The organism is Paenibacillus sp. FSL R7-0216 (genome assembly GCF_037969915.1).
Classification (GTDB): domain Bacteria; phylum Bacillota; class Bacilli; order Paenibacillales; family Paenibacillaceae; genus Fontibacillus; species Fontibacillus rhizolycopersici.
Window position 1 is genome coordinate 2,974,331 of record NZ_CP150222.1, and the last position, 26,539, is coordinate 3,000,869.

Below are 26,539 nucleotides of genomic sequence, written 5' to 3' on the forward strand. Positions count from 1 at the left end.
TCGGCCTCTTTCGTCTGTCATAGGCCCAGATATTCTTTAATACCCGCGACGACGCCCTCTGCAACGCGTTGTTGGAATTCCTCGGTATACATCAGGCCTGCGTCGGTCTTGTTGCTAAGATATCCAACCTCAAGCAGGACCGCCGGCATTTTTGTTTCTCGGGTGACATGCAGACTGCTCTTTCTGACGCCCCGGTCGGATAGGCCCGTCGCGTTTACCAAATGCCGATGCATGACGTTGGCAAGCGGAATGCTCTCGTCCCGGGTATAATACGTTTCCGAACCGCTCGGGTTACTTGGGGGATCAATGCTGTTTCCATGGATAGAGACGAACACCGAGGCCCCGATGTCATTGGCGACCTTTACTCGATCCTGCAGCGACATCGTAACATCCGTCGTACGAGTCATCACCACATCCAGATTCGCTTCCTGCCGAAGCAGTGCCTCGACTTTTAACGCTACGCCAAGGGTGAATTCCTTCTCCTGTTTCTTGGTCACGCTGATGGCTCCAGGCTGGCTCCCGCCATGACCCGCGTCGATCACGACAACCGGTTTGCCGGTCCCGCCTATCCCGATGCCTGGAACAGTGACCCCTGACGTCAAGTCAACGGTTACAAGACCATCGTCCAGATTGGTTACCTTGAACTCTACGTTCCGGTTCAAGTCAATCACGATCCGTATCGTAGACGGTGCCGTACTGAACAGGGAGTAACGGATTTGAGATACGTCCGGATAATCGCTAACCGCAATTTGACCTTTCCGACTGACGTCGAGCGGTTGAACTTCCCCAAAAGTAGGAGCAAAATCAGCGTTTGGAATGTCGACAACGATCCGATCAGGACCGCTCATTTTAAATACGTTAGGAGTTACGCTGCCGGATACGGCAAACATCAAGCGGTTTTCGCTAAAGCTGATGCCCTGGATCAACGCATTTGGGACCTCAGCCTGGTTCCCGGTTGGTGTCCCTGGAACGTATGTATCGTCATCCCCAGCCGCCGGCTGCCCTGACGGAACGGAGACTGTGGTTTCCTGATCAGGAGACTGACTTCCCGTGCCAGGAACAACACCACCTGCAGAACCTCCTGCCGGACTGGTTAAGTAAGCGGACTTGGTTGCATTGTCCCAACTGACCTGCATGCCCATCTGCTCTCCGACAAAGCGCAGCGGTACGAGCGTAGAGTCCCCCTGCAGATAGGGGGCACTATTCAGCTTAACCGTCTGGCCGTCGACGGAAGCCGCATTTTTGCCTAATGTGAGCTTGAGTTCCGTCCCCTCCTGCGAGATGGTAATCGTCCCGCTCTTCTTCTCCCAGGCGACTTGGTAACCCAACCCCTCAGCAACCACTCGCAGCGGCACCATCACATTGCCTCCCACGATGCCGGCCTGAGCGCCTACAGGCTGCTGCAATTCTTGGCCGTCCAATACAATATGCGTCTCGGAGGTTCCCGATGAGGCCGCGTAGGCGTCTTTCGCCAAACCCGGGAAAACCAGTAAGCCAACCAACATAAACATGATCAAGCCGAGTTTCTTCATTCGTTAATCCCTACCCCACCCTCGTATTTTGCCGAATCTAGAACTTCATTGGCGGATGCGTCCCTTATAGCAGTCCAGCGACTCTTATGTAAACGCCAACATTCCCAGAACGTTGCTAATTACTTCCATAATATCAGAAAAACCGCGGCCCTGATAGACTCATATTTTCATAGAATGACAAAAAAAAGCCCCAACTGCTCATCGCAGCCGGGACTTCTCGCCAAACTCAGACGGTTTAAGCCATGTTCGCAAACTTTTTCTTCTCGTATGCCGCAATCAAATCCTCATGCTGGAGCGTTAAACCGATGTCATCCAAGCCCTGCAGCAAAAATTGGCGGCGATGCTCATCCAGATCAAAACTCAATTTCAAGCCGTACTCATCAAGGATCGTTTTTTGCTCCAGATCGACCGTTAACTTGTAGCCTTCATGAGTTGCCGTGCGCTGAAACAATTCCTCAACCTGTTCTTCCGACAACTTGATGGGCAAAATGCCGTTCTTAAAGCAGTTGTTGTAGAAAATATCCGCAAAGGACGGCGCGATCACGCAGCGGAACCCATAGTCCAGGATCGCCCACGGGGCATGCTCCCGCGAGGAGCCGCACCCGAAGTTGACACGCGAGATGAGCACGGATGCGCCTTCGTAACGCGGTTTGTTCAATTCGAACTCGGGATTGACGTTCCCTTCCGTGTCGAAACGCCATTCGTAGAAGAGAAATTGGCCAAATCCAGACCGTTCAATCCGTTTCAAAAATTGCTTCGGTATAATTGCATCGGTATCCACGTTCACGCGATCCACCGGACCTACGACACCGGTATGTTTCACAAATGCTTCCATCGTCGATTCTCCCCTTTTCCTTGATTAGCTCAGGACTTCGCTTTTGATTTCCCAGTCACGTACGTCAACGAAATGACCTTTGATCGCCGCCGCAGCCGCCATGGCTGGAGAAACCAGATGCGTTCTGCCGCCGCGCCCTTGCCGTCCTTCAAAGTTACGGTTGGAGGTGGAGGCGCACCGTTGTCCCGGCTGCAGGACGTCGGGATTCATCGCGAGGCACATGCTGCAGCCTGCATCACGCCATTCGAAGCCCGCTTCTACGAACACCTTGTCGAGGCCTTCTTGTTCGGCTTGCAGCTTCACGCGGCCCGAACCTGGAACGACAATCGCCGTTACCTTATCCGAGACCTTGTAGCCTTTAGCGACTTCCGCCGCCGCACGCAGGTCTTCGATCCGGCCGTTCGTACAGGAACCGATAAAGACATAGTCAATGGCGATATCCGTCATCGGCGTACCTGGCGTCAAGCCCATATATTCTACCGCTTTCTCAGCGGCCTTCCGTTCATTGTCTGTCGCGAAGTCAGCCGGGTTCGGCACTGTACCGTTAATCCCCGTCCCCATCCCCGGGCTCGTTCCCCAGGTGACTTGCGGAATCAGCGAATCGACGTCAAATTCTGCGACGCGGTCATAAACCGCTCCTTCATCGGAAGCAAGGTTCTTCCATTCGGCTACCGCCTGTTCGAACGCCGCGCCTTGAGGAACGTGCTCGCGGCCGCGCAAATAGTTAAACGTTGTATCGTCCGGTGCGATCAAGCCTGCTCTTGCCCCAGCTTCAATCGACATGTTACAAACCGTCATCCGCTCTTCCATCGACAATTCGCGGATTGCTTCACCCGTATACTCGATGACATAACCCGTAGCGAAGTCCGTGCCATATTTCGCAATTACGCCGAGAATCATATCCTTCGCGGTCACGCCCGGTTTGCGTTTGCCGACAAAACGAACTTCCAGCGTTTTCGCTTTGGCTTGTTGGAGACATTGCGTGGCCAATACGTGCTCCACTTCACTCGTACCAATCCCGAAAGCAAGCGCGCCGAATGCGCCGTGCGTGGACGTATGGCTGTCACCGCAAACGATTGTTTTGCCGGGATGTGTCAGCCCTAACTCCGGACCCATGACGTGGACAACGCCTTGATCGATCGTGTCAAGATCATACAAAGTAACGCCGAAATCACGACAGTTCTGGGACAGCGTGTCAATTTGCTGTTTGGAAATCGGATCGGAAATGTTAAAGCGATCTTTGGTTGGAACGTTATGGTCCATCGTAGCGAAAGTCAATTCCGGACGGCGTACCTTGCGGCCGCTGAGACGAAGTCCTTCAAATGCCTGCGGAGAAGTTACCTCGTGTACGAGGTGCAAGTCGATATAAAGAATGCTAGGTTTGCCTTCCTCTTGATGAATTACGTGGTTATCCCAAATTTTCTCATACATTGTCTTTTTGCTGCTCATGTTCATTCACCCCACACAAGGATTCGTACCAATGATCAAGACGTAAGCACGTCGCGTTGACCGCCCCTGCCGCCTTGAATGTTGAAATCAATATAACATGATCGCGTTAATTGTTCCAAGATATAATATCTATAAATGTAATAGGTTTAACTTATAAGCAGTGCAAAAAACAAGGGGGACCGGTCATTTTACCAATCCTCCCCGCAGGGCCATCACGACGACCTTCGTTCGATCCTCGCACCCGAACTTCTGCAAGATCCGATGAACATGGGATTTCACCGTTCCTTCAGTAATAAACAACTTCGCCGCAATTTGCTCGTTGCGAAGGCCGTAAGCCAACTCCTGCAGAATCTCTTGCTCGCGTTCGGTCAGCGGTTCCAGCAACTTTAGAGTCTGTGCGTTGACAGGAGCTAGCGGCGGTGCGGAAGCAATAGCTTCCTGCAGGGCCCCGGAGGCCAATTTCGTTCTGTAGATAGCTTCTCCGCGATGAGCGGAACGAATCGCTTCGATCATGTCGTGTGCTTCCGCATCCTTCAATAGATAGCCGACAGCGCCAGCACGAATTCCTTCCAATACGTAGTCCTGATCGTCAAAAGTCGTCAAAATGACGATTTTAACTCCCGTTTGCCGCTCCATAATACGCCTCGTTGCTTCGATACCGTTCATGAAAGGCATCTGCACGTCCATCAGAATGACGTCCGGATGCAGCCCCTCTGCCAGCTTAACCGCATCCCCTCCGTTTCCGGCTTCACCTACCAACTGCATATCGGACTGTAAACCAAGAATATAGCCGAAGCCCTGACGAATCAGGTTCTGATCGTCTACGAGCATTACATTAATTCGGTTCGACTCTGGCACGGGAACCCTCCTTATCTTCCGTTTTGCTAATACTCCTGTCTAACTGTCCAAGAGACTCCGGGAGCTTGGTGACAATCTCCAAGCCGTTTAATTCCCGCGCCATGAACTGTAAACTTCCGCCCTTCTCTTCCACGCGGGTCCTCATCGTTTTGAGCCCAAATCCTTCGGAGATGGCCTTGCCGGCTTGCAACTTGCCGTTATCCCGAATGTTCATTACGATATTGCGGTTATCCCGCCTCAGGTTTACCTCCACCCCGGTTGCTTGCGCATGGCGCACGACGTTGGTAATGGCCTCCTGCAATATTTTAAACAGTATTCCGTATATGCCGTCCCCCAGTTCCCCGTCCGGCAACTCGTCATGCACGACGTAACGAATGCCCGTCGATGCTTCCATTCGAGATAGCAGGGCATTCAAAGCCGCTTTACCCGATATCGAGGGATCGTCCGCCAACTCGTGCACAGAGTTACGGATGTCCTGGAGGCCCTGCCTCGCTACGGCCAACATCTCATCAATGGTATGCTCCGTCAGGCCGGGATCTTGCCGGACCATGTACCGCAGCGCCTGGAGCTGGACGATCAAGGACGTGAGGCTATGTCCTACAGAATCATGAATATCCCTCGCAATGCGCGTGCGTTCCTCCAGAACCGCAAAACGCATGGACATCGCGGACGCCTCCTGAAGTTCATCGTAGGCCTTCCGCAACTCTGCCAAATGGCGGAGGTTTTGCTCATGCATCTCTTTACGCATCATGCGCCTGCGAATGACGGAGTACAGCACGATCGCTAACGAAATGTAGGTGACGATACCGGTAAGGTTCAAAGCACCGAAGCGAATGAAAAGGACAGCCGTAATCAGCAGCGTCAAGAGTGCCGGCCATAATGGTTTTGGCAAAATCAAACGCAGCAGCGCATAAAAAGCGATGAAGATGAAGAAATAAACAAGCTCTCGGTCATGATACCAATAAAGATTGACACCGGTTATGCCCAGGAGCAGACCGAAAGCCACCCATGCATGTTTTGGGTCCCACTTTGATTTTGGAATGAACAGAATGCAGATATAAAAGAGCCAAATGAGCCCATTTAAAGCAACTTGAGATGTGGAGCCTGCAAACAGACCCACCGAATACATGGAATACAGGATTACTATTCCAATGACGGCAGGACGGAGATTCGAAGCGTATTTTCCCATGGACATAAATGCATGACCTCCAAACGTTGGCTGCCTCAACTTTAGCATAACCCCTCTCTATCTCGGGATAGAGATTCGACGGCGACAATTCAACCTCGAGGCAGTCGTCTGATGAGGGCGATACGCGGTACGATAAGTCCATCACAACGAAGGAGGTTCTTCATCTTGGGACAAATCGTCACTACATTGATCGCTTTGTTTATCGTTTACCGCATCTATCTTCGCGTCCGCCGCAGTATCGGCTGGCAGCAGTTGAAGCCCCGAAAGCTCTTGTACTCCACCGTATTTCTTACAATTATCGGGTTCTTATTCTTGTTTGCAGGCGGCCTCAGCGTCGCGAGTGTGCTTTCGGATCTCGCAGGCGCATGCATCGGCGGCTTGCTCGCGTATTATAGCTCTGCCACAACTCGGTTTCAACAGCGTGATGGAACCCTCTATTACAATAGCAGTCTTTGGATCAGTTTTACGGTTATGGCTTTATTTTTTGGTAGATTAGCCTATCGATTCTACATGCTCTTCTTTGTTAACGGCGACCACGTGAAAAGCATGGAGGCACTGACTTCGATCGGCAGCTCGCCATCCCCGTGGCTGTCAGGCCTCATGTTAATTATGTTCGTGTATTATATCGTTTATAATATCTCTCTGCTGACTAGAAAACGCAAACACGTCGAGCTGAACACCGTTTAGTTCATTGCCTGAACGATTACGATCAGCACCGGAAGCGTCAGAAAGGAAGCGAGCGTTGTCCATACGATGCACTTCGACACCAGCCCGGGGGCGGCGTCAAACCGTTCAGCCAGCACAGCGGCATTTACCGCGACCGGCATCGAGGCTTGAATAAACAGGACCGAGAACAGGACGCCGGAGATCCCAAGCAGCTTCAAAGCCGTGAAGGCCAACAACGGAGCCAGAAGCAGGCGGATTACCGTACCTGTCCAAAATGCGGCTGGCCTCACCCGCGTCGCCTCCGGTCGCCCTACCTTCACCATTTGTGCACCCAATATCGTTAGCACCACAGGCGAGTACGCGTCAGCTACCATCGAGATCCCCTGCTCCAAACCGATGGAGAGGTGAAACCCGAATATTTTCAGAAATACAGCCAGAGCCGCCGCATAGACCGCCGGGAGAGCAAACACGGATTTCACCGCACTTTTGACGGAAAACTGGGATCGTGCCGCGAAATAGACCCCAACTGTATTCACAATGATCATTTGCGTGATCACATACACCGAGGCCTTATCCAGGCCCAATTGACCGAATGCCAGAAGCACGAGCGGCAACCCATAGTTCGCGCTATTCGTGAGAGTGGAGATCAAAGTCAAACCGGCCGTCTCCGCCGAATCCATTCGGGTGATCATCCCCGCAACTTTAGCTACCCCCCACATCAGCAGCAGATTTACGAGGGCGAAACCGATCGTGTTGTACAGTTCATCCATCGATATTCGGGCGTTCCGCAGCGTGTCGAAGATGATAGCCGGACTAAGCACGTACAAATATAACGTTAACAAATGTTTCGTGTCCCAGGCGCGGAACCGGGCCAGCAGCGCCCCGAAGGCAACCGGAACCGACAGTGGCACGATAACGCCAAGCAGCGTCGAACCAACCGTTTGGAGCATGACGGCACCCCCTACTTTGAATTGCCACCTATTTTAACGTCCGGATGAAGCCATCGTCCAAGACCAGAAACCAATATCGTTAATAGTTAACGCCTATACCCCATCCCCAAATGGATTCCGCAATAAAAAAGAGCAATCCGGCCGAGTTACATCTCGGAATTCGGATTGCTCCCTATCGTAATCTGATTTAAAACGTATCGATTCCCATCACATGATCCAGCGGTACAGGTCCGATACTGCGGCTGTCATTGCTGTTATTCCGGTTATCTCCCATCACGAACACGTGGTTTTCCGGCACTTCCCATACCTGTGCTGCACCGGCATCCATCTGTTCTTTAATGTAAGACTCCTGCAGCTGCTGTCCGTTGCGGAACACATGTCCGTCTTTCACTTCGATCGTATCCCCGGGCAAGCCGATGACGCGTTTCACATAGAATACATCATCCTCTTCTCCACCGGACAACCAGGTGATAATCGGATGCTCCTTCACATCATCCCAGAACGTGCGGCTACGGTCCACGCGGCTGTCGATAATGACGATGTCGCCGTAAGCCGGCAGCTTCTCCAACACATGCGTAAACTTCCAGGCGTAAATCCGTTGGTTGTCGTTCAAAGTAGGTTCCATCGAATGTCCATCCACTTTATAGGGCTGAATGATAAAAATGCCGATGATCATGCTAAGCACAAACCCAAGGGCGATCGAGAAGCCCCATCCGCCAAGTTCCTTCCACCATCTCTTTCGTTTCAAGCGAAAACCTCCACCCACTTGATGTTTGTCTCTATTATAAAGGCAACGGATATGCCATGACAAACATCTATATGATATAGTGGACTTATAGGTTCTACTTATAAGATACAAAGGGGTAATCGCATGGAACTTCGCCAACTTCAATACACCTTGCAAATTGCTGAGGAAAAAAACTTCTCCCGCGCCGCCGACAAGCTCCACATTGCCCAACCGTCGCTAAGCCAGCAGTTGTCCAAGCTGGAGCAGGAGCTGGGGGTGAAGCTGTTTCAACGGAATACGAGTACGGTCGAGTTGACCTACGCCGGAGCCAGCTTTATCACGCATGCGCAGAAGATTATGGACGCCGTCGCCGAGCTCCGGCAAGAAATGGACGACATCTCCCAGCTAAGGGCCGGTCGCGTCGTGGTCGGCAGTATGCCGATTACCGGCTCCCACCTGTTGCCCTACGTGCTTCCAGCGTTTAAGGAAAATTATCCAAACATTCAAATCACCTTGCGGGAAGACACATCCTTGAACCTGGAGAAGCTCACGGCTGGCGGCGGGACCGATCTTAGCCTGCTCTCCCTGCCGCTGCAGGAGCCCACCCTCTCCTACGTACCGATCGGCGAGGAGATCATCGATTTGGCGGTTCCCCCGGACCATCCGTTGACGAGAATACCCGGGGTGCAGGAGCAGGGCGTCGAGCTGACGCAGCTTCAAGACGAACCGTTTATCGTCCTCAAAAAAGGCCAAGGCTTCCGTAAACTGACCGTCGATCTGTGCCGCGGCGCCGGATTCGAGCCTAACGTCGTATTTGAGAGCAACAACATTGAGACCGTTCAGTCGCTAGTTGCTGCCGGTATGGGAATCACGCTCGTACCGCGGTTTATTGCCAGGGCCAAGCGCAGCGAATTGATCCCGGTTTATTTACCTCTCGCCGCTCCGGCCCCAAGCCGGACGCTGGTTATCGCATATCGCAAAGGCCGTTATTTGTCCAAGGCGGCTGAGGCATTCATTGAAACGTTTAAAGCGACGATGGAGCATCGTCAAACGCTTTATCATTCATAACACCGCGGTCGTCGGTCGGCGAAAACGGGAATTTGGCGGCGGACTTGATCCACCAGCGACAGGTCGATGCTGCCGGTGACGATTTCCTCCCCTTCACCGCCTTCGGCTACGATTTCGCCCCAAGGATCAATGATCAGAGAATGGCCGAAAAAGGCATCGCTTCCACTCTTCCCCGTCCGGTTGCAGGCGACAACGTACATCTGATTCTCAATAGCTCGTGCAGCGAGCAGCATGCGCCAGTGGTTGAGCCTCGGATGCGGCCATTCCGCCGCCACGAACAGCAGCTTCGCACCCTGCAGAGCCAAACGGCGGGCCAGCTCCGGGAAACGGATGTCGTAACAAATCGCCGCTCCAGCTTGCAGACCATCCAGTTCGAACGTCACACTCCGCTCCCCGGGCTGCAAATACTTCTCCTCCTCCATCAGGCGAAATAGATGAATTTTGGAGTAAGAGGCGACTTCCTCGCCGCTGCGGTTAATAACCGGCATCGTGTTATATACCTGACCTTCGCGGATTTCGGCAATCGAGCCGCCCACCACATGAATGGCATGGCGGCGGGCAAAAGAGGACAGCCATTTCCGGCTATCTCGCCCCTCCGGATCAGCCAGTGCACCGATTTCCGTCAAGGCATACCCCGTATTCCATAGCTCCGGGAGCAGGATGATGTCCGGCTTCTCCGCAGCCGTGGCCGCCTGTTCCATAGCTAGTTCCAGGTTAGCTCGATTGACCTTGGGTTTCCCTAAAACGATATCGCACTGGATCAAGGCGATTCGCCAACAGTCCTGAAGGTGAAGCGTTTGAGTCGACACTTGATTCATCTCTTGGACACCGCCTTTCGTTTGACGTTAGCTTCTTGTGTCTCATCATAACGGCGGCCCTGCGGTTACGCAAGACGAACTGGCTCGATGGGCGTATGCAGGTATCTGCGACTTCGAGGCGTGTTTCCTTTGCATTAGCGCGAAACGCGTGTTATGCTATCGTAAATGAGATCCATGACGGACATGATCGAAACGCGTAGACGGGACCAGTACGAAAGAACGCGGCGCTAAAGAGAGTAAATTCCACCGGCTGAAAGAATTTACAGGCTAGCCCTTTCCGAATCCTATCCCTGAGCGGCCGGCCGCCAAAGCCGGACAGCGCCCCTGTTACCGGGCATATAAGTTGGATGAGATCCCTCATCAATAAAGGTGGTACCGCGGAAGTCAAAACTTTCGTCCTTTGCGTGCAAAGGCGGAAGTTTTTTTTATTTTATCTAAAGTTCGAGGAGTGATCCCTATGCTGCGACGCATCGTCGTCAAAATCGGCAGCAGTTCGCTGACATCGTCGGAAGGAGGATTAAACCGGGAGGCGGTCGCCTATTTCGCGACCGAACTGGCTGGGTTGATTCAGGCTGGATACCAGCCGCTGCTCGTCACCTCCGGCGCGGTTGCCGCCGGATTCCGCGAGATCGGATATCCCGAACGGCCGAAGCTGCTGCATGAGAAGCAGGCCTCAGCCGCCGTCGGTCAGGCCCTGCTGATGCAAACCTATCGTGAAGAACTGGCACGGCACGGGGTTTCCGCCGCTCAGGTGCTGCTGACCCGATCTGATTTTCAGAACCGCAAGCGGACGGGCAACGCCAGCATGGCGATCGAAGAGCTGCTTAAGCATAACGTGCTGCCGATCATTAATGAGAACGACACCGTATCGCTGGACGAATTGAAATTCGGTGACAACGATACGTTGTCTGCCCTCGTTGCTAACCTCATTCGGGCCGATCACCTGCTGATCCTGACCGATATGGACGGTCTGTATACCAAAGATCCGCGCCTGGATCCCGCAGCGACACGGCTCAGTCGCGTAACGGAAATTACCGGCGAGATCTATGCAATCGCCGGGGGGGCCGGTTCGGCCGTAGGCACTGGCGGCATGCGTTCAAAAATCGACGCCGCCAAAATCGCTTCAATTGGCGGTGTTCCCGTCTTTGTCGGCAAAGTTGCCGATCCCGGAGATCTACTGACCGCCTTGCGCGGTGACGGCCGCGGCACCTACTTTGAGGCCCATGGCGCGGCGCTGCCGCGGAAGAAACAGTGGCTGGGCTTCTTCTCCACCCCGATCGGGACGCTGACGGTAGACGCTGGCGCTGAAGAAGCGTTGATCCGTGGCGGGCGCAGCCTGCTTCCGGTCGGTGTTAAAGCCGCGAGCGGACATTTTCATACCGGCGATGTTGTGGAGGTCGTTAGTACCGATGGTGAGGTACTGGGACGCGGCATTGTCAATTATGACGTGGAACAGCTCCACGGCATTCTCGGGCTTCCCAGCACCGAGGTCGTTAAAAAGATGGACACCGTCCATCGCCTGGAGGTCATCCACCGGGACGAATGGATTTCGCTTAAAGCCTAAATATTCTCATCCCCAGCGGATATCAAGGAGGTATACCCATGAGTGAAGTGAGACAAAAAGCCGAACAAGCTGGCAAGGCTGCAGCCGTACTGAACCGATTAACGACGGCACATAAAAACGAAGCCCTATTGGCGGCGGCCGAAGCCCTGGTGCGCGGTACCGATGCCATTCTCGCAGCAAATGAGGAAGATCTGCAACGGGGACGCGACAACGGAACGTCTTCCTCGATGCTGGACCGCCTGGCTTTAACGCCGGAACGTATTGAAGGCATCGCCGAGGGGCTGCGGCAAATTGCCGAGCTCCCGGATCCGGTTGGAGACGTGCTGGAGACCCTCGACCGCCCAAACGGGCTGCATATCGTTAAACGCCGCGTCCCGCTTGGCGTCATCGGGATCGTCTATGAAGCCCGGCCAAACGTCACGGTTGACGCGATGGGATTATGCCTGAAGACTGGGAACGCCGTAGTGCTGCGCGGGGGTTCCTCCGCATTGTCTTCCAACCGCAAAATCGTGGAGGTCATCCATGTCGCGCTCGCGGGCACCCGGGTTCCGGTTGAAGCTGTACAGCTGATCGAAGATCCGAGTCGATCCTCCGTCGACGAAATGCTCAAGCTGAACGGGCTCCTTGACGTCGTGATCCCACGCGGCGGCAGCTCGCTGATTCAAACGGTCGTGCAAAACGCCACGGTGCCGGTGATCGAGACGGGTGCGGGCATCTGCCATACGTATGTAGATGCCTCAGCCGATCCCGTAATGGCAAAGGATATCGCGTTGAATGCCAAAGTCCAGCGCCCTTCGGTCTGCAACTCGATGGAAACGCTGCTGGTTCATGAAGATTTTGCCAAACGCCACTTGGCGGAGCTGGCGGAACGTTTCAAGGAAGCCGGCGTTGAGCTACGAGGCAGTGAGGCAGCCAGAGGACTGATCTCATGGGCTGTGCCTGCCACAGATCAGGATTTCGCTACGGAATACAACGACTATATTCTTAACGTTAAAATCGTTCGCAGCCTCGACGAAGCGATGGCGCATATCGCCCGCTACGGTACGAAACACTCCGAATGCATCGTCACCCAAGACCCCGCCAATGCCGAGCGGTTTCAACAGGAAGTGGATGCGGCCGCGGTCTATCATAACGCCTCCACCCGCTTCACCGACGGCTTTGAATTTGGGTTCGGCGCAGAGATCGGGATTAGCACCCAGAAGTTACATGCTCGGGGGCCCATGGGTTTAACCGCGCTCACGTCGAGCAAATATATCGTTCAGGGGAACGGGCAAATTCGGCAATAACAAGCTATACTCCCCTTTATCCCAATATTCTTTAGGAGGTCATTCCCTATGAAAACAAATCCTACTTTAGCCGCCTCCGCCATCTGTTTTTATGGAGCGGGATCGATGGCCGAAGCCATCGTGCGCGGCTTGCTCCATAAGCAAGTTGCCAGCGCGGGCCAAATTGTCATGCTGAACCGCTCGAACCGAGAACGGCTCGATTATTTATCGCAAACCTATCAAGTCCAAACGGCGATCGAAGAAGACGCCAAGCGGGTATATCTGCGGGATGCATCGATTATCGTCCTGGCGATGAAACCTAAAGACGCCGGCGAAGCTCTGGCCGGTCTTGGGCCGCTTTTACGAGAGGGTCAGTTGATTGTCTCCCTGATCGCCGGCTTGTCCATCGCCACGATTCAAGCCCTGCTCGGCACGAAGGCTGCCGTAGCTCGCACGATGCCAAACACCTCCTCCTCCATTGGGCATGGAGCGACCGGGATCTCCTTCTCAACGGAAGCGACTGAGGAGCACCGCGCCCAGGTGCTGTCGATGTTCGAGGCGGTCGGAATGGTAAGTGTTATCCCCGAAGAACAAATGGAAATTTTGACTGGCGTATCCGGGAGCGGACCCGCATATGTATATTACCTGATGGAAGCGATGATTGAAGCCGGTATCGAGGGCGGCTTAACGTCCGAACAAGCTCGCGAGCTGACGGTGCAAACGGTGTTGGGCGCCGCCTTGATGATGGCGGAAACCGGTGAAGCGCCTACCAAGTTGCGTGCGGACATCACCTCGCCTAACGGTTCGACGCAAGCGGCGATCGGCGTGCTGGAATCCGGCAGCTTCCAGCCGAACGTACGAGCTGCGGTCCACCGGGCTGCCGAACGTTCAAAGGAAATGGGCGAAGCCGTGAAGCAGGCATTGCTATAGGAAAGGCATCACGATAGCCGAAGGCCGGAGTCTCGCTTAAGGTTTGTTCGAAAGGGGGACGGCAGCATGAGTAACGGCGACATCCCATGGGAAGAAAAAGTAACGGCACTGGACGCGGTAAATCGCTTGCGGGAGGAATTCTTGGCCCGCGGCTGGTTCCCCGCTTCCAGCGGAAGCTTGTCGGTGCGGATTGGCGGCTGGGCGCCGGACCGGTATACGTTTGCGGTCACGGTCGACGAGACGGAACGGCCGGAGCTGTTAGAGGAGTCTTCCCTACGGGCAGGCGTCCTTTTCGTGGATGCCGCGGGTGAGCCCTGCGAGCCGACCCGTTTGAAACCAAGCCCCGATACGCCAATTCACGCGAGAATTTACCGGTTGACCGGCTGCGGCGCGATTGTTCACGTACATACGGCATATAACAATTTGCTTAGTGAATATTTCAACGCCGATGGCGGAGTACCACTCAAGGGCAATGAGCTGTTAAAAAGAATAGGAATCTGGGAGACGAGCACGGAGATTCGAGTGCCGATCCTGCCAAACGCCGCTGAACTCTCAACAATTCTGAAGCGAATTGCGGGCGGACTGGATTCCCGCGTTCCCGCGTTTTTGCTGCAAAACCACGGGATTTATGCCTGGGGCTCCGGCCTCAGGGAGGCAAAACGTCATTTGGAGGCGATGGAGTTTATGTTTGAGGTAATGTACCGTTCCCTACTCTTGCCCTCCAAAGGGCGCCAGGTTTGATGACAACAACTCGCGGCATGCGATAAGCAGCGAAGCCGATCGAAGATCCGGTTCTTCCGCTTTATTGCTGGCCGCGAGTTTTGATTCGTGCGAATGAAATATCAACTTATCTCTCGATAAATTCCGCGTACGCCTTGGCATCCATCAAGTTTGCTAGCGCGAGGTTCGGATCCTCCTTCAGACGAATGTGTACCATCCACCCCCCGTCGTACGGCTCTTCATTCACTAGTTCGGGAGCGGTATCCAGCTCTCCGTTCACTGCCACCACGGTACCGCTGACCGGCGTAAACAAATCGGCGACCGTCTTGACGGATTCAATGGTACCGATACCGTCCTGCGCTTCGATCTCCTGCCCGGGGTCGGGTAGCTCCACGAACACAATATCCCCCAATCGATGTTGAGCTACGTCGGAAATGCCGATTTTTACCGTACCGTCCCCCAAATCAAGCACCCATTCATGTTCATCGCTGTACCACATGTTTTCCCTGATCTCATTGGCCAAGACTAGCTCCTCCTCTTTCCGGATGATCTATCGTCCCACATCTGAACTTGCCGATTCTCGATCTTGATGTTTCTTCGTTCAGATTATTCCAAACCTAGCTCTCATGTCAATATTATTAACACAAATGATAGAGTCTATCAAAATGTAAGCGCAACCTTTTCCAACAAACGAAATATATTAAAATTATTATGATAACTTTATTGACATAGAGGCTGGTTTTGAGTATTAATGAGATGTGTAAGCTGCGATTGATGGCAGGGGGAGAGATTACAATAGGCCATATTGTAACGCCGAAGGAGCAAGCCGCCATGCGGTGAATCTCTCAGGCAAAAGGACTTCTGCCGGACGCAACTCTGGAGAGCATTCGCTAAGAGGTAGTTCATTTACAACTCTCATGCGAATCACCCAAGGGGAAACCTGCGCAAGTCTTAGAGCCTTAGCAGGGTAACTCTCAGGTACAAGGGACAGAGCCAGGAAGATCCGTTAGGTAGACTGACGGGATTTTCTTTGGCCTGTCCTTTTTTGGTTTCCCAAAATTGGCCGATCCGGCCCTTTCGAGGTGATGGTAATGTCCGAATCCGCTTTGCGACGTACGCCGCTCTACTCCAGGTATGCAAAATATGAAGGAGTTCGCTGCATCGATTTTGGCGGCTGGGAGCTGCCGGTGCAGTTCAGCGGCATCCAGAAAGAACACGAAGCCGTGCGCGAGCGCGCCGGGTTATTCGACGTATCGCATATGGGCGAATTTTACGTGGAGGGGCCTGGGGCGGAACGCTTTTTGCAAGGCATGACGACCAACGACGTGGACCTACTCGTGCCGGAAAAAGCTCAGTACACCCTGCTCTGCTATCCTGATGGCGGTGTGGTGGACGATTTGTTGATCTACAAGCTAGAGCAGACAAAGTACATGTTGGTGGTTAACGCCTCCAATATCGAAAAAGACTGGGATTGGCTGCAGCGACACCTTCCCGCTGAAGGCGTAACGATGCGCAATGCGTCCGACGAGACGGCTTTACTCGCCGTACAAGGGCCCTTCTCCTCCGCTCTTCTATCCCCGCTTTGCGAAGGGATGGACCCCTCAGCCTTGCGTCCGTTCACCTTTATTCGGGACACGCGGATTGCCGGTATTCCCGTGCTGCTGTCGCGCACCGGATATACCGGTGAAGACGGTTTCGAGTTGTACGTGGCTGCTGAACATGCGGAAGCGCTTTGGGATGTGCTGATGGAAACCGGAGAAGCGCGCGGCCTTCTCCCTGCCGGGCTTGGCGCCAGAGATACGTTACGCTTCGAAGCTTGCCTGCCGCTCTACGGGCAGGAGCTAGGACCGGATATCTCCCCGCTTGAAGCAGGCCTGAATCGGTTCGTGAAGCTGGAACAAGGTGATTTTATCGGTCGCGATGCGCTGGTTAATCAGCGGGGAGACGGCATCCCTCGCCGCTTGGTCGGCCTCGAAATGATCGATCGCGGCATCCCCCGTACGCATTATCCGGTGTTCGCCGAAGGCTCGGAAGAACCGATTGGAGAGGTAACTACCGGTACGCAATCGCCGACTTTGAAAAAGAACCTCGGGATGGCGATCCTCGCAAGCCGTTATGCCGAATCGGACACGATCCTCGAGATCGACATCCGTGGCAAACGGCTGAAGGCCAAGGTCGTCCCGTTGCCGTTCTATCGCCGAAACCTATCCGCTAAGCGGTGAAAGGAGAGTAGCAATCAGATGTTAAAACACCGTTACCTGCCATTAACTGAACAAGACGAATCAGAAATGTTGGCGACCATCGGAGCAAGCTCCATACAGGAGCTGTTCAGCGACATCCCGGAGGGCATTCGTTTTCACGGCGAGCTCCCGGTATCCCCGCGTTTGGACGAATACGCATTGACCCGGCACTTCTCCGAACTGGCCGGACGAAATGCCGATACCGATCGTTTCGCCAGCTTTCTCGGTGCCGGCCTTTATGACCACCACATCCCTTCCGTCATTCAGCATGTCATTTCCCGTTCGGAATTTTATACGGCCTACACCCCGTACCAGCCGGAAATCAGCCAAGGCGAGCTGCAGGCGATTTTTGAGTTCCAATCCTACATCTGCGAGTTAACCGGTCTAAAGGTCGCCAACGCCAGCATGTACGACGGAGCTACCGCCTTGGCCGAGGCCGGCAACCTGGCCGCTGCCGCTACCAAGCGTAAGCAGCTTCTCGTCTCCCGCGCCGTCCATCCGGAGGCCCGTGAAGTGCTCGCTACCTACGCCCATGGCTTAAACCTTGAGATCGTCGAGGTCGGCTGGACGCAAGGCGTTACCGATCGCGAAGCGCTCGCCGCGGCCATCACGAAAGACACCGCCGCCGTGCTGATTCAGAACCCGAATTTCTTCGGTTCCCTGGAGGACCTCCGCGCCATCGGCGAAATGGCTCATGCGCATGGGAGCCTGTTGATCGTCAGCAGCAATCCGCTCGCGCTTGGCTTGTTGGAAGCGCCGGGGAAGCTCGGTGCCGACATCGTCGTTGGCGATGCCCAGCCGCTGGGGTTGGCCCCCTCCTTCGGCGGCCCGACCTGCGGCTTCTTCGCCGTATCGGAGGCGCACATGCGCCGGATGCCCGGCCGAATCGTCGGGCAGACGACCGACCGGAACGGTAAACGCGGGTTCGTGCTAACGCTGCAAGCCCGCGAGCAGCATATCCGTCGCGAGAAAGCAACCTCGAACATTTGCTCCAATCAGGCGCTGCTCGCCCTGGCCGCCTCCGTCTATCTGTCTATATTGGGCAAGCAAGGAATGGCCGAGGTTGCGGAGCTGAATTTGCAGAAAAGCCATTATGCAAAAAATGCATTGACCGCTATCCCCGGCATCAGCGCAGCTTTTGAATCGCCGTTCTTCAACGAGTTTGTTCTTCGACTGCCGAAGGAGGCCGATCCAGTTCGGCTGCAGAAGGATTTTCTCAACGCCGGCTTTATTGGCGGCTATGACCTGGGCCGCAGCTACCCCGAGCTGAGCGGCCACCTGTTGATCGCCGTAACGGAAAAGCGCAGCAAAGCCGAAATCGACCAATTCGCCCGCGTACTGGAGGAATCGATATGCTCGAAGTAAAAGAGACGGCACAATCCGATGAATTATTGATATTTGAGCGCAGCCGTCCCGGACGGATCGGCTACTCCTTGCCGGAATGTGACGTTCCGGCCGTCCCGAAGGAAGAGTTGGTGCCGCAAGGCATGCTGCGGAGCGAGGGCTTGGCTTTTCCCGAAGTGTACGAGGTGGACGTGATTCGCCATTATACCGCATTATCCCGCCGTAATTTCGGGGTAGATAACGGATTTTATCCGCTTGGCTCCTGTACGATGAAATACAATCCGAAGGTTAATGAGGATGTGGCTCGTTACCCCGGCTTAGCCAAAATCCATCCGTATCAGCCGGAGGAAAGCGTGCAAGGGGCGCTAGAGCTGATGTATCTCCTGCAGTTGGACCTGGCCGGACTCACCGGCATGGACGAGGTGACGCTGCAGCCCGCGGCCGGGGCCCATGGCGAATGGACCGGCCTGATGATGATCCGCGCCTACCACGAAAGCCGCGGCGAGAAACGCACCAAGGTAATCGTGCCGGACTCCTCGCACGGCACGAACCCCGCCAGCGCCTCGGTCGCCGGGTTCGAGACGGTGACCATCCCGTCCACCGCGCGCGGCATGGTGGACCTGGACGCGTTGAGAGCGGCTGTCGGCGAAGACACGGCTGCGCTGATGCTCACCAACCCGAACACGCTGGGCTTGTTCGAGGAACAAATCGTAGAGATCGCCGAGATTGTGCATGAAGCCGGCGGTCTGTTGTATTATGACGGCGCGAACTCCAACGCGATCATGGGCATCGCCCGCCCCGGCGACATGGGCTTTGACGTTGTGCACCTTAATCTGCACAAAACGATGAGCACCCCGCATGGCGGCGGAGGCCCCGGCGCCGGTCCCGTCGGCGTCAAGCAGCGGCTGGTTCCGTTTCTTCCCGAGCCACGGATCGTCCAAGACGAATCTGGGCGGTACGCCATCCGCGGCGCGCGTACTGAAGGGGCTGCGAATGATTTAGCTGATGGTGGAACCTCCGGATCGGCCAGCTCGATCGGTCGGGTGAAAGCTTTTTACGGCAACTTCGGCATCCTGGTCCGCGCGTATGCCTACATCCGCAGTCTCGGTCCGGAAGGACTCCGTCAGGTCTCGGAAAACGCCGTATTGAACGCCAACTATATGATGAGACGCTTGGCGCCTTATTACGACCTGCCGTACCCAGATCAACCCTGCAAACACGAATTCGTCATGTCCGGCAGCGGGCTGGCGAAATACGGTATCCGCACGCTGGACGTCGCCAAGCGACTGCTGGACTTTGGCTATCATCCGCCAACCATTTACTTCCCGTTAAATGTGGAGGAATGCATCATGATCGAACCGACGGAAACGGAAAGCAAGGAAACGTTGGACGGTTTTATTGATACGATGATCGCTATCGCTCAGGAGGCCGAGACGAATCCGGATCTGCTGCGGAACGCTCCTCACACGACGTCGGTTACGCGTCTGGACGAAACCGGCGCTGCCCGGAAGCCGGTATTGAATTGCGCCTGCGGGTGAACCCAAATAACACACAAAAGAGATGCTGTAATTTCGCAGCATCTCTTTTGTGTTGGATAAAATGGTGGATATCCGAATTCAATGCCAAGCTATTCTTCAGAATGAACGTTTCCGCATCCATGAGACCGATGATTTCCCGGATCGGCTGTCGTCTATATAAACGAAGGCATAAATGAACACAAACTAATTTGATGAAGAGGTGTTTTGAAAATGGCATTAACTTCCGCATTCACGAGCTTTAACCTGCCCGTAAGAAACGTAGAACAATCGAAAGCGTTCTTCATCGGACTCGGATTCGAGCTCAACCCGCAATTCCCCGAGAACGAGAGTTCGGCAGCCATCGTGATCGGCGACAACCTGCAGATCATGCTGATCCATCAATCATTCTTTAATACGCTCACGGAGAAGGAGTCCGTCGATACGAGCAAGTATGCGCAGATGACGATCGCCTTAGCCTTTGAGAGCCGGGGAAAAGTCGATGAAATCGTGAACACTGCGCTCTCCTTAGGCGGGAAATTGCATGCCGAACCAGAATATCATGGATCCATGTATCATTGGGGTTTCGTGGACTTGGACGGCCATCTGTGGGCCATTAACTGTATGAACATGGGTGAATAAGGCTAACGGAGAGCACGCTCGTACTAGGGTTCAAAAAGCAAGACGATTCGTCGACTTAGAAATAAACCATCCAAATCACGATTGCCAGCACGATTCGGTACACCGCAAACGGAACCAGCTTAATGCGATCGATCAGCTTCAGGAAAAAACGGATCGACAACAGCGCAAACACGAAGGCGCTGATAAAGCCAACCACGAAGAACGGCAGCGCATCGACCGTGAAATACTCCAAATTCTTCACCAGCGAAATCAAGCTAGCCCCGGCCATGATCGGAACGGCCATGATAAAGGTGAAGTCAGCCGCCGCGCGGTGACTTAAGCCTAGCAGTACCCCGCCGGAAATCGTCGAGCCTGAACGCGAGAAACCCGGCCAGATCGACAGGCATTGGAACAAGCCGATGCTAAACGCCTGCTTGTACGAAATCTGATCGACAGTCTCCACACTCGCCCGCTTCGGCGCGAACCGATCGGCGGCAATCATCAGCAACGCCCCCACAACCAAACCGATCAGTACAGTCGCCGTTGAGAATAGATACTCATCGATATAATCCTCGAACAATACCCCCAGAATTCCGGCTGGAATTAAGCCAACGATCACCTGCATCAACTTTAGCCGCGGCCCCGCTTGTCCACCAGCTGCCGATGCTCGCCCAGCCTTCCCCGGCATCCATCGGGACAGCCCCAGCAAATCGATAAATCGATTCCGGAACACGACCAGGACGGCCAGGATCGAACCGAGTTGAATCACGACTTTAAACGTATTCGCCACGTATTTTGAACCAAGCAATTCCCCGGTTTTCAGCCACATATCGTCAACGATGATCATATGCCCCGTGGAAGACACCGGAGCAAACTCCGTGAGTCCCTCCACCAGGCCAAGAATAATTGCTTTTATCAGTTCCAACAAATTCATTATATGCTTGCTCCTTTAAAAGGTTGTTCCGTATTTTATTCCTCAGTTTTGATGTTCCCGCGCTCCGCTTTTTCTTCGACGCAGCCAAAGTACGCCCACGAACAGTATACCTAAAGCAATCACGGCATAAGCGATGTTCGAATAGACGTCCATAAAGGCTACGATTTCTTCCCAAGATCCCCCTACTGCCGCGCCAAGCAAGACGAGTGCCACGTTCCAAATCAGCGTCCCGATGGTTGTGAACAGCAGGAACAGGCCGAATTTCATTTTGGACATGCCGGCCGGGATGGATATCAGGCTGCGGATTAACGGAATCATCCGGCAGAACAACACCGTCCAATAACCGTACCGATCGAACCAGGCATCTGCGCGGCGGATGTCTTCTTTTTTCAGACGCAGGAACCGTCCGTAACGCTCGATCCAGCCTTCCAATCGGTCGACGTTAACCAAATATCCGATCCCGTACAGAATCACGGCACCTAGCACCGAACCCAGTGTCGAGAACACGATCACCCCTACCGGCGTCATGCTCGTATAGGTGGTCATGAATCCGCCAAACGTTAAGATCACTTCCGACGGAATCGGAGGAAACACGTTTTCTAAAGCAATGAGCAGAAAGACGCCAAAATAGCCGAACTGTTCCATAAAGTCCGTAATCCAGTTCTCCACGTTGTACCTCCAGTATTTTTAGCGAATCGCTTTCTTTATGTTACGCAAGTAACGAGCCCGGATAAAGAAGAAATAGGCCACTTGCGCCAGCAGGAAGCTGGTTAGTATCATCACCGTCTGCCAAGCGACGGAGAAGTTAAATAAGCTTTGCATCGCCTTGAATGCGAACAAACTATGCACGATCGCCAACGCGATCGGTACGAAGAACAGCAGGCCAACCTGACGAGTGACGACCTTGGCCAGTTCACATTCCGTGAGGCCCAGCTTCGCCAATGCCCCGTACTGGCGCCGGTCATAGGCCAAGTCGCTGTACAGCCGGAAATAGAGAAAGCTTCCCGCCGCGATAAAGAAGACGGTACCCACCAGCAAAGCGAAAAACAGCAATGCCCGGTACGTTGTCCTCTGCACCTCATACAAAGTACCGCTAACGGTCATGGCGTAGGGTTGGTCCATCTCATAGCTCATTCGCCCGTTATCGGTCAGCTCCGCTGCCAAACCGAGGGTAAGCTTTGGATCCTCTACATAAAATCCGGTGAATCGATCCATATATACCCGGTCGATCTCCTTCGCCGATGCCGTCATTAATCGTTCCAGGAAGGAATCGCTGACGACGAGGCCGGAGAACGAACCCTCCCGATCGTCGCCAGCGGTTAGCGTCAGGTTCTCGGGGATAGCCACATGCTGAGTAACGCCAATCTCACGGACGGACAGCTCCGGCGCCCCCCTAAAGGTATAAGTTACCGGCCTCCGATGTACGAGCAGCGGTTTCTCCCGCTCCGAGCCGAGCAGCAGCAGCGCCTCACCGTCCTCAGGCGCAATCTCGGTAACCTCGATTCCTGCCGCCGTCAGAAGCCGCTTGTAGTCCGTGAACGAGATCAGCGGCAAGCGTTCCAGTGCCGAGAAAGGCCTGGAAGAGGCCACCTCCACAAGGGAAATCGGCACGCTCACCGTGCGATGTGCGATTCCATGCGAGGCGAGCTCGGCGCGAATCGCGCGCAAATGAACGTCCGCGGTTGCACCGTCCCCTTTGGCCACATAAGCAATCTCCACCGGATAGTCTAGATCAAATTCGCCTGCCAGACGATTCACCGACGCAAAAGCCCCTACCGCGCAGAACGTGACCGTCGAGATGATCGTCACGAGGAAAAACATCCGCGCATTCTCTTTCATCCGGGAAGCGAGATTCGATACGGTGACCAAATTGGTTTTTTTCCAATAATAAGTCAAATGCCGCTTGGCCCGTTGAATCAGAAAAACACTGAGCTGTGTGTAGAAGAAATAGGTGCCCCCTATCGTCATCGCCGTGACTGGCAGCATACGAAGCAACACGTTCGAAGCCGTGGCCGTGGCCGCCAACAAGTAGCTTGCACTCAGCAGGACCGCCGCCAACAGCGATAAAACCAAGGAAGCCTGTGGCGGCCGGGCGGGTTTCATCTCGGCCTGAAACAGCTCGATCAGTCGGTGTGAACCCAGCAGAAGCGACGTGCAAAGCGAAATCAACAGAAACAGCAGCGAGAACGCCCCCACCGTCAGCAGCAGACCTTGCCAAGGCACATGAAACGCAAGCTGCGGTGCACCCAGCAGATTGGAGCCTGCCATCAGAAACAGCTTCGCCAGCAATAGCCCTCCACCGATGCCGCAAACCAGTGATCCCACGCCGATCAGCACATTTTCCAGGAAAACCAGCTTACGCAGTTGTTGTTCGGTCATCCCGTGCAGCAGCAATATCCCAAACTCGCGTTTTCGCGAGCGCAGAAAGGAGCCTACTGAGTAAATCACAAAGAAGAAAGCAAACACATACATGATCGTTTCGGCCGCCCACAGCACCAGCACCGCCGAACGATACACGACCTCAGCCTGCAGGCCGGGATGAAACAAAAATAGCGCGCAAACGAAAAAAATCATGACCGAAAACGAGCTGCTGAGAAAATAGGCGGCATAGGTTCGTTTGTTCCGCAGGACGTTGTTAGAGGCGAATTGACGAAAGGTCATGGCTGTCCCCTCCCAGCAGCGACATCATGTCGATGATTTTCTGGAAAAAGGTCTGTCGGTTGTCCCCGCGATAGATTTCGTTATACAACTTGCCGTCCTTGATAAAAATCACCCGATGGCAAAAGCTGGCGGCGAGCGCATCGTGGGTCACCATCATGATCGTCGCCTGATGGGACTCATTCATTGCTGCGAACGCCTCCATCACGTCCCGGGACGCTTTGGAATCCAGATTCCCCGTCGGCTCATCGGCTAAGATGAGCGAAGGTTCGTGGATCATCGCGCGAGCGATCGCGGTCCGCTGCATTTGTCCGCCCGACAACTCATAAGCATACTTGGACAAGACTCCCTCGATCCCAAGCCGCCGCGCCATTTCCAGCGCCCGGGCTTTCATCACCGGGACCGAAACACCGTCGAGCGTTAACGGGAGTACGATATTTTCCTCCGCCGTCAGCGTATCCAGCAGGTTGAAATGTTGAAAAATGAACCCCAATTCCCGCCGCCGGAACAACGCCGTCTGTTCCCGGGTCATTCGATGCGGATCCTGCCCGCTCAGGGTAACCGCCCCCGAAGTCGGCTCGTCGATCGTGGCGATGACGTTAAGCAGCGTTGTTTTACCGCTACCCGACGGTCCCATAATACCGACGAACTCCCCTTCAGCGATCGTGAAGCTTACCCCATCCAAGGCTTTGGTGGCGATTTTCCCTTCATAGATCTTCGTTAATGCCTTCACTTCCAATATCGCCATGCCGTCCGTGTCGCCCCTTCTATTCAGTCCGTCTACGTCCCGGCATGCTGCCTGAACACTTTTGATTATAGTAAAGCCGCCAGCTTGCGCTCCATGGCTCAATCTTACAGTTACCTTACTCCGTTGTAAGCTTTAGCGCCCCGGTTGAAATACGATCCGTGCGGTCGCACCTCCCCCTTCTTGTGAATCCAATTCAATCCGGTGTCCCAACTTCGCGCAGATTTCCTTCGCCAAATACAACCCCATGCCGGTAGATTCCTGAAAGTTGCGACCGTTATCCCCGGTAAAATAAGCGTCGAACACCCGGGGGAGATCGCTGGCGGGAATGCCGACGCCTTCATCCTCTATTTCCAGCACAGTCTCCCGACCTCGTGTGAAGCCGCGGAAACGAAGATTGGCCCGTTCCTTCACGGTATACTTCACGGCATTGGTGATCAACTGAGTCAATACAAAGGACAGCCACTTCTCATCCGTGGCAATCGCCAGCCCTTCCGGTATCTCGATCACCGGATACACTTTGCGCCGAATGAATAACCGTTTTTGCGACGAACTCACCGAACGTACCAGGTTTTCCAAATCCAGCGACTCGACCACGAAGTCATGCTCGAACGTATCTAAACGAGCCGCATACAACACCATTTCCAGCCCCTTGCGCAGCCGTTCCAGTTCGTCGTCGATCGCCACGGATCGAGGATCGTCTTCATGCTGCACCATCAGATGAATCACGGACAAAGGCGTCTTCATTTGATGTACCCATTGATTCATGAAATGGCGATGACCGTCGATCTTGCTCTGCTGCTCGCCAATTTCCTGCAAATAAAGGCGGTACTGCGCTTTCAACAGCCGCTGCAGGGAGTCGGCCAACGGCGAGCCCGGTTTAACGTCGGCAAAAGCGCGCAGCGAATCCGGGATTTCCTCTAATCGGCGGTAAAATGACCGATTCGTCCAATAGCGGATCAGCAGAAACACCGCCAAAATGCAGGTGCTGAGCAATGCGGCATAGATACTGATCGCCGCGTGATGGTAACCATCCAGCCAATACACCAGAGTGTTCAATGCCAGCTGCAGCAAATAAGCGAAAATGAACGGCAGTTGATCTTTCCAGAACAAACGCATAGGCTCACTCCCCCCAATGCGGGACGAGCCGATAACCCTGGCCTCGGACGGTTTGCAGCGCATCGTCGATCCCGAGGGCGGACAACTTTTTCCGAACACGAGTTACATAGACGTTCAGGGTGTTGTCGTCTACAAAGACCTGATCGTCCCAAATTTTCTCCAGCAACCGATCCCGGCTGACCACTTGCTCGATTTTGCCCAATAATTCATCCAGAATTTTAACCTCGGTTAAGCTCAATTCGATCCGTTCATCCCGAAGGCTAAGGGACAGCCGATCCCGATCCAAACGCAGCCCTGCGACCGTAACCGTGCGGTCGTCCCCGCTCCCGGCATAGGTCCCGTAGGCTCGGCGAAGCTGACTTTTGATTTTGGCAATCACGATATCGTAATCGAACGGTTTGGTGATATAGTCGTCCGCCCCGTTTTCCAGCGCCATCACCTGGTCCATTTTCCCTTCGCGCGCCGACAAGAATACGATTGGACAGGTCGACAAGTTGCGGATCTGGCGGCACCAATAATATCCGTCGTATTTAGGCAGGTTCACGTCCAGCAGTACGAGATGTGGAGCGTATCGCTCAAACTCGGCTTTGACCTCGCCAAAATCGGCGACCGCCAGTGTATCGTAACCAAACCGGTGCAAGTATTGTTCCAGCAGCTCAACGAGCAGCTTGTCGTCTTCGACGATAAAGATTTTGAACATGTCCGTTTCTCCTTTTCACCCGTCCTACTCCTAGCATTGTAACAAACTCTGACCGTGGAAATAAAATAGAGAGGCTTCAGCCGCGAAGCTGAT

General features: G+C 54.2%; 25 protein-coding genes and 1 riboswitch. Of the genes, 10 read left to right on the forward strand and 15 right to left on the reverse strand.

What is annotated here, in order from left to right:
* Positions 1-17: 17 nt before the first annotated feature.
* The 5 genes from MKZ15_RS13440 to MKZ15_RS13460 all read right to left on the reverse strand — a co-directional run bounded on the left by MKZ15_RS13440 (position 18) and on the right by MKZ15_RS13460 (position 5,869).
* Positions 18-1,532 carry an N-acetylmuramoyl-L-alanine amidase family protein gene (locus tag MKZ15_RS13440; RefSeq protein WP_339816507.1) on the reverse strand — a complete coding sequence of 505 codons (1,515 nt, stop codon included), beginning with the start codon at positions 1,530-1,532 and terminating at the stop codon, positions 18-20.
* A gap of 235 nt (positions 1,533-1,767) precedes the next feature.
* Positions 1,768-2,367, reverse strand: a complete 600-nt coding sequence (leuD, locus tag MKZ15_RS13445) for a 3-isopropylmalate dehydratase small subunit (protein WP_193416041.1) — start codon at positions 2,365-2,367, stop codon at positions 1,768-1,770.
* 24 nt (positions 2,368-2,391) lie between these two features.
* The gene (leuC, locus tag MKZ15_RS13450; protein WP_213622868.1) at positions 2,392-3,816 is read right to left on the reverse strand and encodes a 3-isopropylmalate dehydratase large subunit; all 1,425 of its coding nucleotides are present in this window, start codon (positions 3,814-3,816) and stop codon (positions 2,392-2,394) included.
* Positions 3,817-3,999: 183 nt separating this feature from the next.
* A complete protein-coding gene (locus tag MKZ15_RS13455) occupies positions 4,000-4,647 on the reverse strand; it encodes a response regulator transcription factor (RefSeq protein ID WP_339822417.1) in 648 nt (215 codons plus the stop codon).
* A gap of 4 nt (positions 4,648-4,651) precedes the next feature.
* On the reverse strand, positions 4,652-5,869 hold the full coding sequence (locus MKZ15_RS13460; protein WP_339816508.1) for a sensor histidine kinase: 1,218 nt from the start codon (positions 5,867-5,869) through the stop codon (positions 4,652-4,654).
* Between the two features lie 159 nt (positions 5,870-6,028).
* On the opposite strand from MKZ15_RS13460, the gene MKZ15_RS13465 reads away from it, so the two are divergent.
* The gene (locus MKZ15_RS13465) at positions 6,029-6,550 is read left to right on the forward strand and encodes a CcdC protein domain-containing protein (protein WP_213622867.1); all 522 of its coding nucleotides are present in this window, start codon (positions 6,029-6,031) and stop codon (positions 6,548-6,550) included.
* On the opposite strand, the gene MKZ15_RS13470 is transcribed toward MKZ15_RS13465, so the two are convergent.
* Both MKZ15_RS13470 and lepB read right to left on the reverse strand, forming a co-directional pair.
* Entirely contained in the window at positions 6,547-7,479 is a 933-nt protein-coding gene (locus MKZ15_RS13470) for an AEC family transporter (protein ID WP_339816509.1), read from the reverse strand. The two genes, MKZ15_RS13465 and MKZ15_RS13470, sit on opposite strands and share 4 nt — an antisense overlap.
* Positions 7,480-7,666: 187 nt before the next feature.
* Positions 7,667-8,227 (reverse strand): signal peptidase I, encoded by a 561-nt coding sequence (lepB, locus tag MKZ15_RS13475; RefSeq protein WP_213622865.1) that lies wholly within the window; start codon positions 8,225-8,227, stop codon positions 7,667-7,669.
* 123 nt (positions 8,228-8,350) lie between these two features.
* Here lepB and MKZ15_RS13480 point away from each other — a divergent pair, with 123 nt between their 5' ends.
* Entirely contained in the window at positions 8,351-9,274 is a 924-nt protein-coding gene (locus MKZ15_RS13480; protein WP_155605285.1) for a LysR family transcriptional regulator, read from the forward strand.
* Here the strand turns inward: MKZ15_RS13480 and MKZ15_RS13485 are convergent.
* The gene (locus tag MKZ15_RS13485) at positions 9,265-10,092 is read right to left on the reverse strand and encodes a carbon-nitrogen family hydrolase (RefSeq protein ID WP_193416036.1); all 828 of its coding nucleotides are present in this window, start codon (positions 10,090-10,092) and stop codon (positions 9,265-9,267) included. The two genes, MKZ15_RS13480 and MKZ15_RS13485, sit on opposite strands and share 10 nt — an antisense overlap.
* A gap of 457 nt (positions 10,093-10,549) precedes the next feature.
* On the opposite strand from MKZ15_RS13485, the gene proB reads away from it, so the two are divergent.
* The 4 genes from proB (at position 10,550) to mtnB (ending at position 14,592) form a co-directional block, all read left to right on the forward strand.
* Positions 10,550-11,656: a glutamate 5-kinase gene (gene proB, locus MKZ15_RS13490; RefSeq protein WP_239483689.1), complete on the forward strand. Its 1,107-nt coding sequence runs from the start codon at positions 10,550-10,552 to the stop codon at positions 11,654-11,656.
* Between the two features lie 38 nt (positions 11,657-11,694).
* Positions 11,695-12,942, forward strand: a complete 1,248-nt coding sequence (locus MKZ15_RS13495) for a glutamate-5-semialdehyde dehydrogenase (protein WP_339816510.1) — start codon at positions 11,695-11,697, stop codon at positions 12,940-12,942.
* Between the two features lie 48 nt (positions 12,943-12,990).
* The gene (gene proC / locus MKZ15_RS13500) at positions 12,991-13,851 is read left to right on the forward strand and encodes a pyrroline-5-carboxylate reductase (protein ID WP_339816511.1); all 861 of its coding nucleotides are present in this window, start codon (positions 12,991-12,993) and stop codon (positions 13,849-13,851) included.
* Between the two features lie 66 nt (positions 13,852-13,917).
* Positions 13,918-14,592 carry a methylthioribulose 1-phosphate dehydratase gene (gene mtnB / locus MKZ15_RS13505; RefSeq protein WP_339816512.1) on the forward strand — a complete coding sequence of 225 codons (675 nt, stop codon included), beginning with the start codon at positions 13,918-13,920 and terminating at the stop codon, positions 14,590-14,592.
* 106 nt (positions 14,593-14,698) lie between these two features.
* On the opposite strand, the gene gcvH is transcribed toward mtnB, so the two are convergent.
* Positions 14,699-15,094 (reverse strand): glycine cleavage system protein GcvH, encoded by a 396-nt coding sequence (gcvH, locus tag MKZ15_RS13510; RefSeq protein ID WP_240908628.1) that lies wholly within the window; start codon positions 15,092-15,094, stop codon positions 14,699-14,701.
* 248 nt (positions 15,095-15,342) lie between these two features.
* A riboswitch (glycine riboswitch) is annotated at positions 15,343-15,442 on the forward strand.
* A 220-nt stretch (positions 15,443-15,662) separates the two neighbouring features.
* Between gcvH and gcvT the strand changes: the two genes are divergently transcribed.
* From gcvT to MKZ15_RS13530, 4 genes are all read left to right on the forward strand, one after another.
* Positions 15,663-16,793, forward strand: a complete 1,131-nt coding sequence (gene gcvT / locus MKZ15_RS13515) for a glycine cleavage system aminomethyltransferase GcvT (protein ID WP_339816513.1) — start codon at positions 15,663-15,665, stop codon at positions 16,791-16,793.
* An 18-nt stretch (positions 16,794-16,811) separates the two neighbouring features.
* Positions 16,812-18,176: an aminomethyl-transferring glycine dehydrogenase subunit GcvPA gene (gene gcvPA, locus MKZ15_RS13520; RefSeq protein WP_213622859.1), complete on the forward strand. Its 1,365-nt coding sequence runs from the start codon at positions 16,812-16,814 to the stop codon at positions 18,174-18,176.
* Entirely contained in the window at positions 18,164-19,693 is a 1,530-nt protein-coding gene (gene gcvPB / locus MKZ15_RS13525) for an aminomethyl-transferring glycine dehydrogenase subunit GcvPB (protein WP_339816514.1), read from the forward strand. The genes gcvPA and gcvPB overlap by 13 nt, the downstream gene beginning before the upstream one ends.
* Positions 19,694-19,903: 210 nt before the next feature.
* Complete coding sequence (locus tag MKZ15_RS13530; protein ID WP_339816515.1) at positions 19,904-20,311, forward strand: VOC family protein; 408 nt, start codon at positions 19,904-19,906, stop codon at positions 20,309-20,311.
* 55 nt (positions 20,312-20,366) lie between these two features.
* On the opposite strand, the gene MKZ15_RS13535 is transcribed toward MKZ15_RS13530, so the two are convergent.
* The 6 genes from MKZ15_RS13535 to MKZ15_RS13560 form a co-directional block, all read right to left on the reverse strand.
* Positions 20,367-21,224: an undecaprenyl-diphosphate phosphatase gene (locus tag MKZ15_RS13535; RefSeq protein ID WP_339816516.1), complete on the reverse strand. Its 858-nt coding sequence runs from the start codon at positions 21,222-21,224 to the stop codon at positions 20,367-20,369.
* 42 nt (positions 21,225-21,266) lie between these two features.
* Positions 21,267-21,893: a DedA family protein gene (locus tag MKZ15_RS13540; protein ID WP_193416027.1), complete on the reverse strand. Its 627-nt coding sequence runs from the start codon at positions 21,891-21,893 to the stop codon at positions 21,267-21,269.
* Between the two features lie 18 nt (positions 21,894-21,911).
* Positions 21,912-23,885: an ABC transporter permease gene (locus MKZ15_RS13545; protein WP_339816517.1), complete on the reverse strand. Its 1,974-nt coding sequence runs from the start codon at positions 23,883-23,885 to the stop codon at positions 21,912-21,914.
* Positions 23,860-24,630: an ABC transporter ATP-binding protein gene (locus tag MKZ15_RS13550; RefSeq protein WP_193416025.1), complete on the reverse strand. Its 771-nt coding sequence runs from the start codon at positions 24,628-24,630 to the stop codon at positions 23,860-23,862. Before MKZ15_RS13550 ends, MKZ15_RS13545 begins: the two co-directional genes overlap by 26 nt.
* 132 nt (positions 24,631-24,762) lie before the next feature.
* A complete protein-coding gene (locus MKZ15_RS13555; protein ID WP_339816519.1) occupies positions 24,763-25,746 on the reverse strand; it encodes a sensor histidine kinase in 984 nt (327 codons plus the stop codon).
* A 4-nt stretch (positions 25,747-25,750) separates the two neighbouring features.
* Entirely contained in the window at positions 25,751-26,446 is a 696-nt protein-coding gene (locus MKZ15_RS13560) for a response regulator transcription factor (protein WP_193416023.1), read from the reverse strand.
* Positions 26,447-26,539: the final 93 nt, after the last annotated feature.

Coding starts and splice junctions, on each gene's coding strand:
- mtnB (WP_339816512.1), top strand. CDS start 13,918: ATGAGTAACGGCGACATCCCATGGGAAGAAAAAGTAACGGCACTGGAC.
- MKZ15_RS13455 (WP_339822417.1), bottom strand. CDS start 4,647: ATGCTCGTAGACGATCAGAACCTGATTCGTCAGGGCTTCGGCTATATT.
- MKZ15_RS13545 (WP_339816517.1), bottom strand. CDS start 23,885: ATGACCTTTCGTCAATTCGCCTCTAACAACGTCCTGCGGAACAAACGA.
- MKZ15_RS13470 (WP_339816509.1), bottom strand. CDS start 7,479: ATGCTCCAAACGGTTGGTTCGACGCTGCTTGGCGTTATCGTGCCACTG.
- gcvPB (WP_339816514.1), top strand. CDS start 18,164: ATGCTCGAAGTAAAAGAGACGGCACAATCCGATGAATTATTGATATTT.
- MKZ15_RS13460 (WP_339816508.1), bottom strand. CDS start 5,869: ATGTCCATGGGAAAATACGCTTCGAATCTCCGTCCTGCCGTCATTGGA.
- MKZ15_RS13530 (WP_339816515.1), top strand. CDS start 19,904: ATGGCATTAACTTCCGCATTCACGAGCTTTAACCTGCCCGTAAGAAAC.
- MKZ15_RS13480 (WP_155605285.1), top strand. CDS start 8,351: ATGGAACTTCGCCAACTTCAATACACCTTGCAAATTGCTGAGGAAAAA.
- MKZ15_RS13440 (WP_339816507.1), bottom strand. CDS start 1,532: ATGAAGAAACTCGGCTTGATCATGTTTATGTTGGTTGGCTTACTGGTT.
- proC (WP_339816511.1), top strand. CDS start 12,991: ATGAAAACAAATCCTACTTTAGCCGCCTCCGCCATCTGTTTTTATGGA.
- MKZ15_RS13485 (WP_193416036.1), bottom strand. CDS start 10,092: ATGAATCAAGTGTCGACTCAAACGCTTCACCTTCAGGACTGTTGGCGA.
- MKZ15_RS13560 (WP_193416023.1), bottom strand. CDS start 26,446: ATGTTCAAAATCTTTATCGTCGAAGACGACAAGCTGCTCGTTGAGCTG.
- leuD (WP_193416041.1), bottom strand. CDS start 2,367: ATGGAAGCATTTGTGAAACATACCGGTGTCGTAGGTCCGGTGGATCGC.
- MKZ15_RS13535 (WP_339816516.1), bottom strand. CDS start 21,224: ATGAATTTGTTGGAACTGATAAAAGCAATTATTCTTGGCCTGGTGGAG.
- MKZ15_RS13550 (WP_193416025.1), bottom strand. CDS start 24,630: ATGGCGATATTGGAAGTGAAGGCATTAACGAAGATCTATGAAGGGAAA.
- MKZ15_RS13555 (WP_339816519.1), bottom strand. CDS start 25,746: ATGCGTTTGTTCTGGAAAGATCAACTGCCGTTCATTTTCGCTTATTTG.
- MKZ15_RS13495 (WP_339816510.1), top strand. CDS start 11,695: ATGAGTGAAGTGAGACAAAAAGCCGAACAAGCTGGCAAGGCTGCAGCC.
- proB (WP_239483689.1), top strand. CDS start 10,550: ATGCTGCGACGCATCGTCGTCAAAATCGGCAGCAGTTCGCTGACATCG.
- gcvPA (WP_213622859.1), top strand. CDS start 16,812: ATGTTAAAACACCGTTACCTGCCATTAACTGAACAAGACGAATCAGAA.
- gcvT (WP_339816513.1), top strand. CDS start 15,663: ATGTCCGAATCCGCTTTGCGACGTACGCCGCTCTACTCCAGGTATGCA.
- leuC (WP_213622868.1), bottom strand. CDS start 3,816: ATGAGCAGCAAAAAGACAATGTATGAGAAAATTTGGGATAACCACGTA.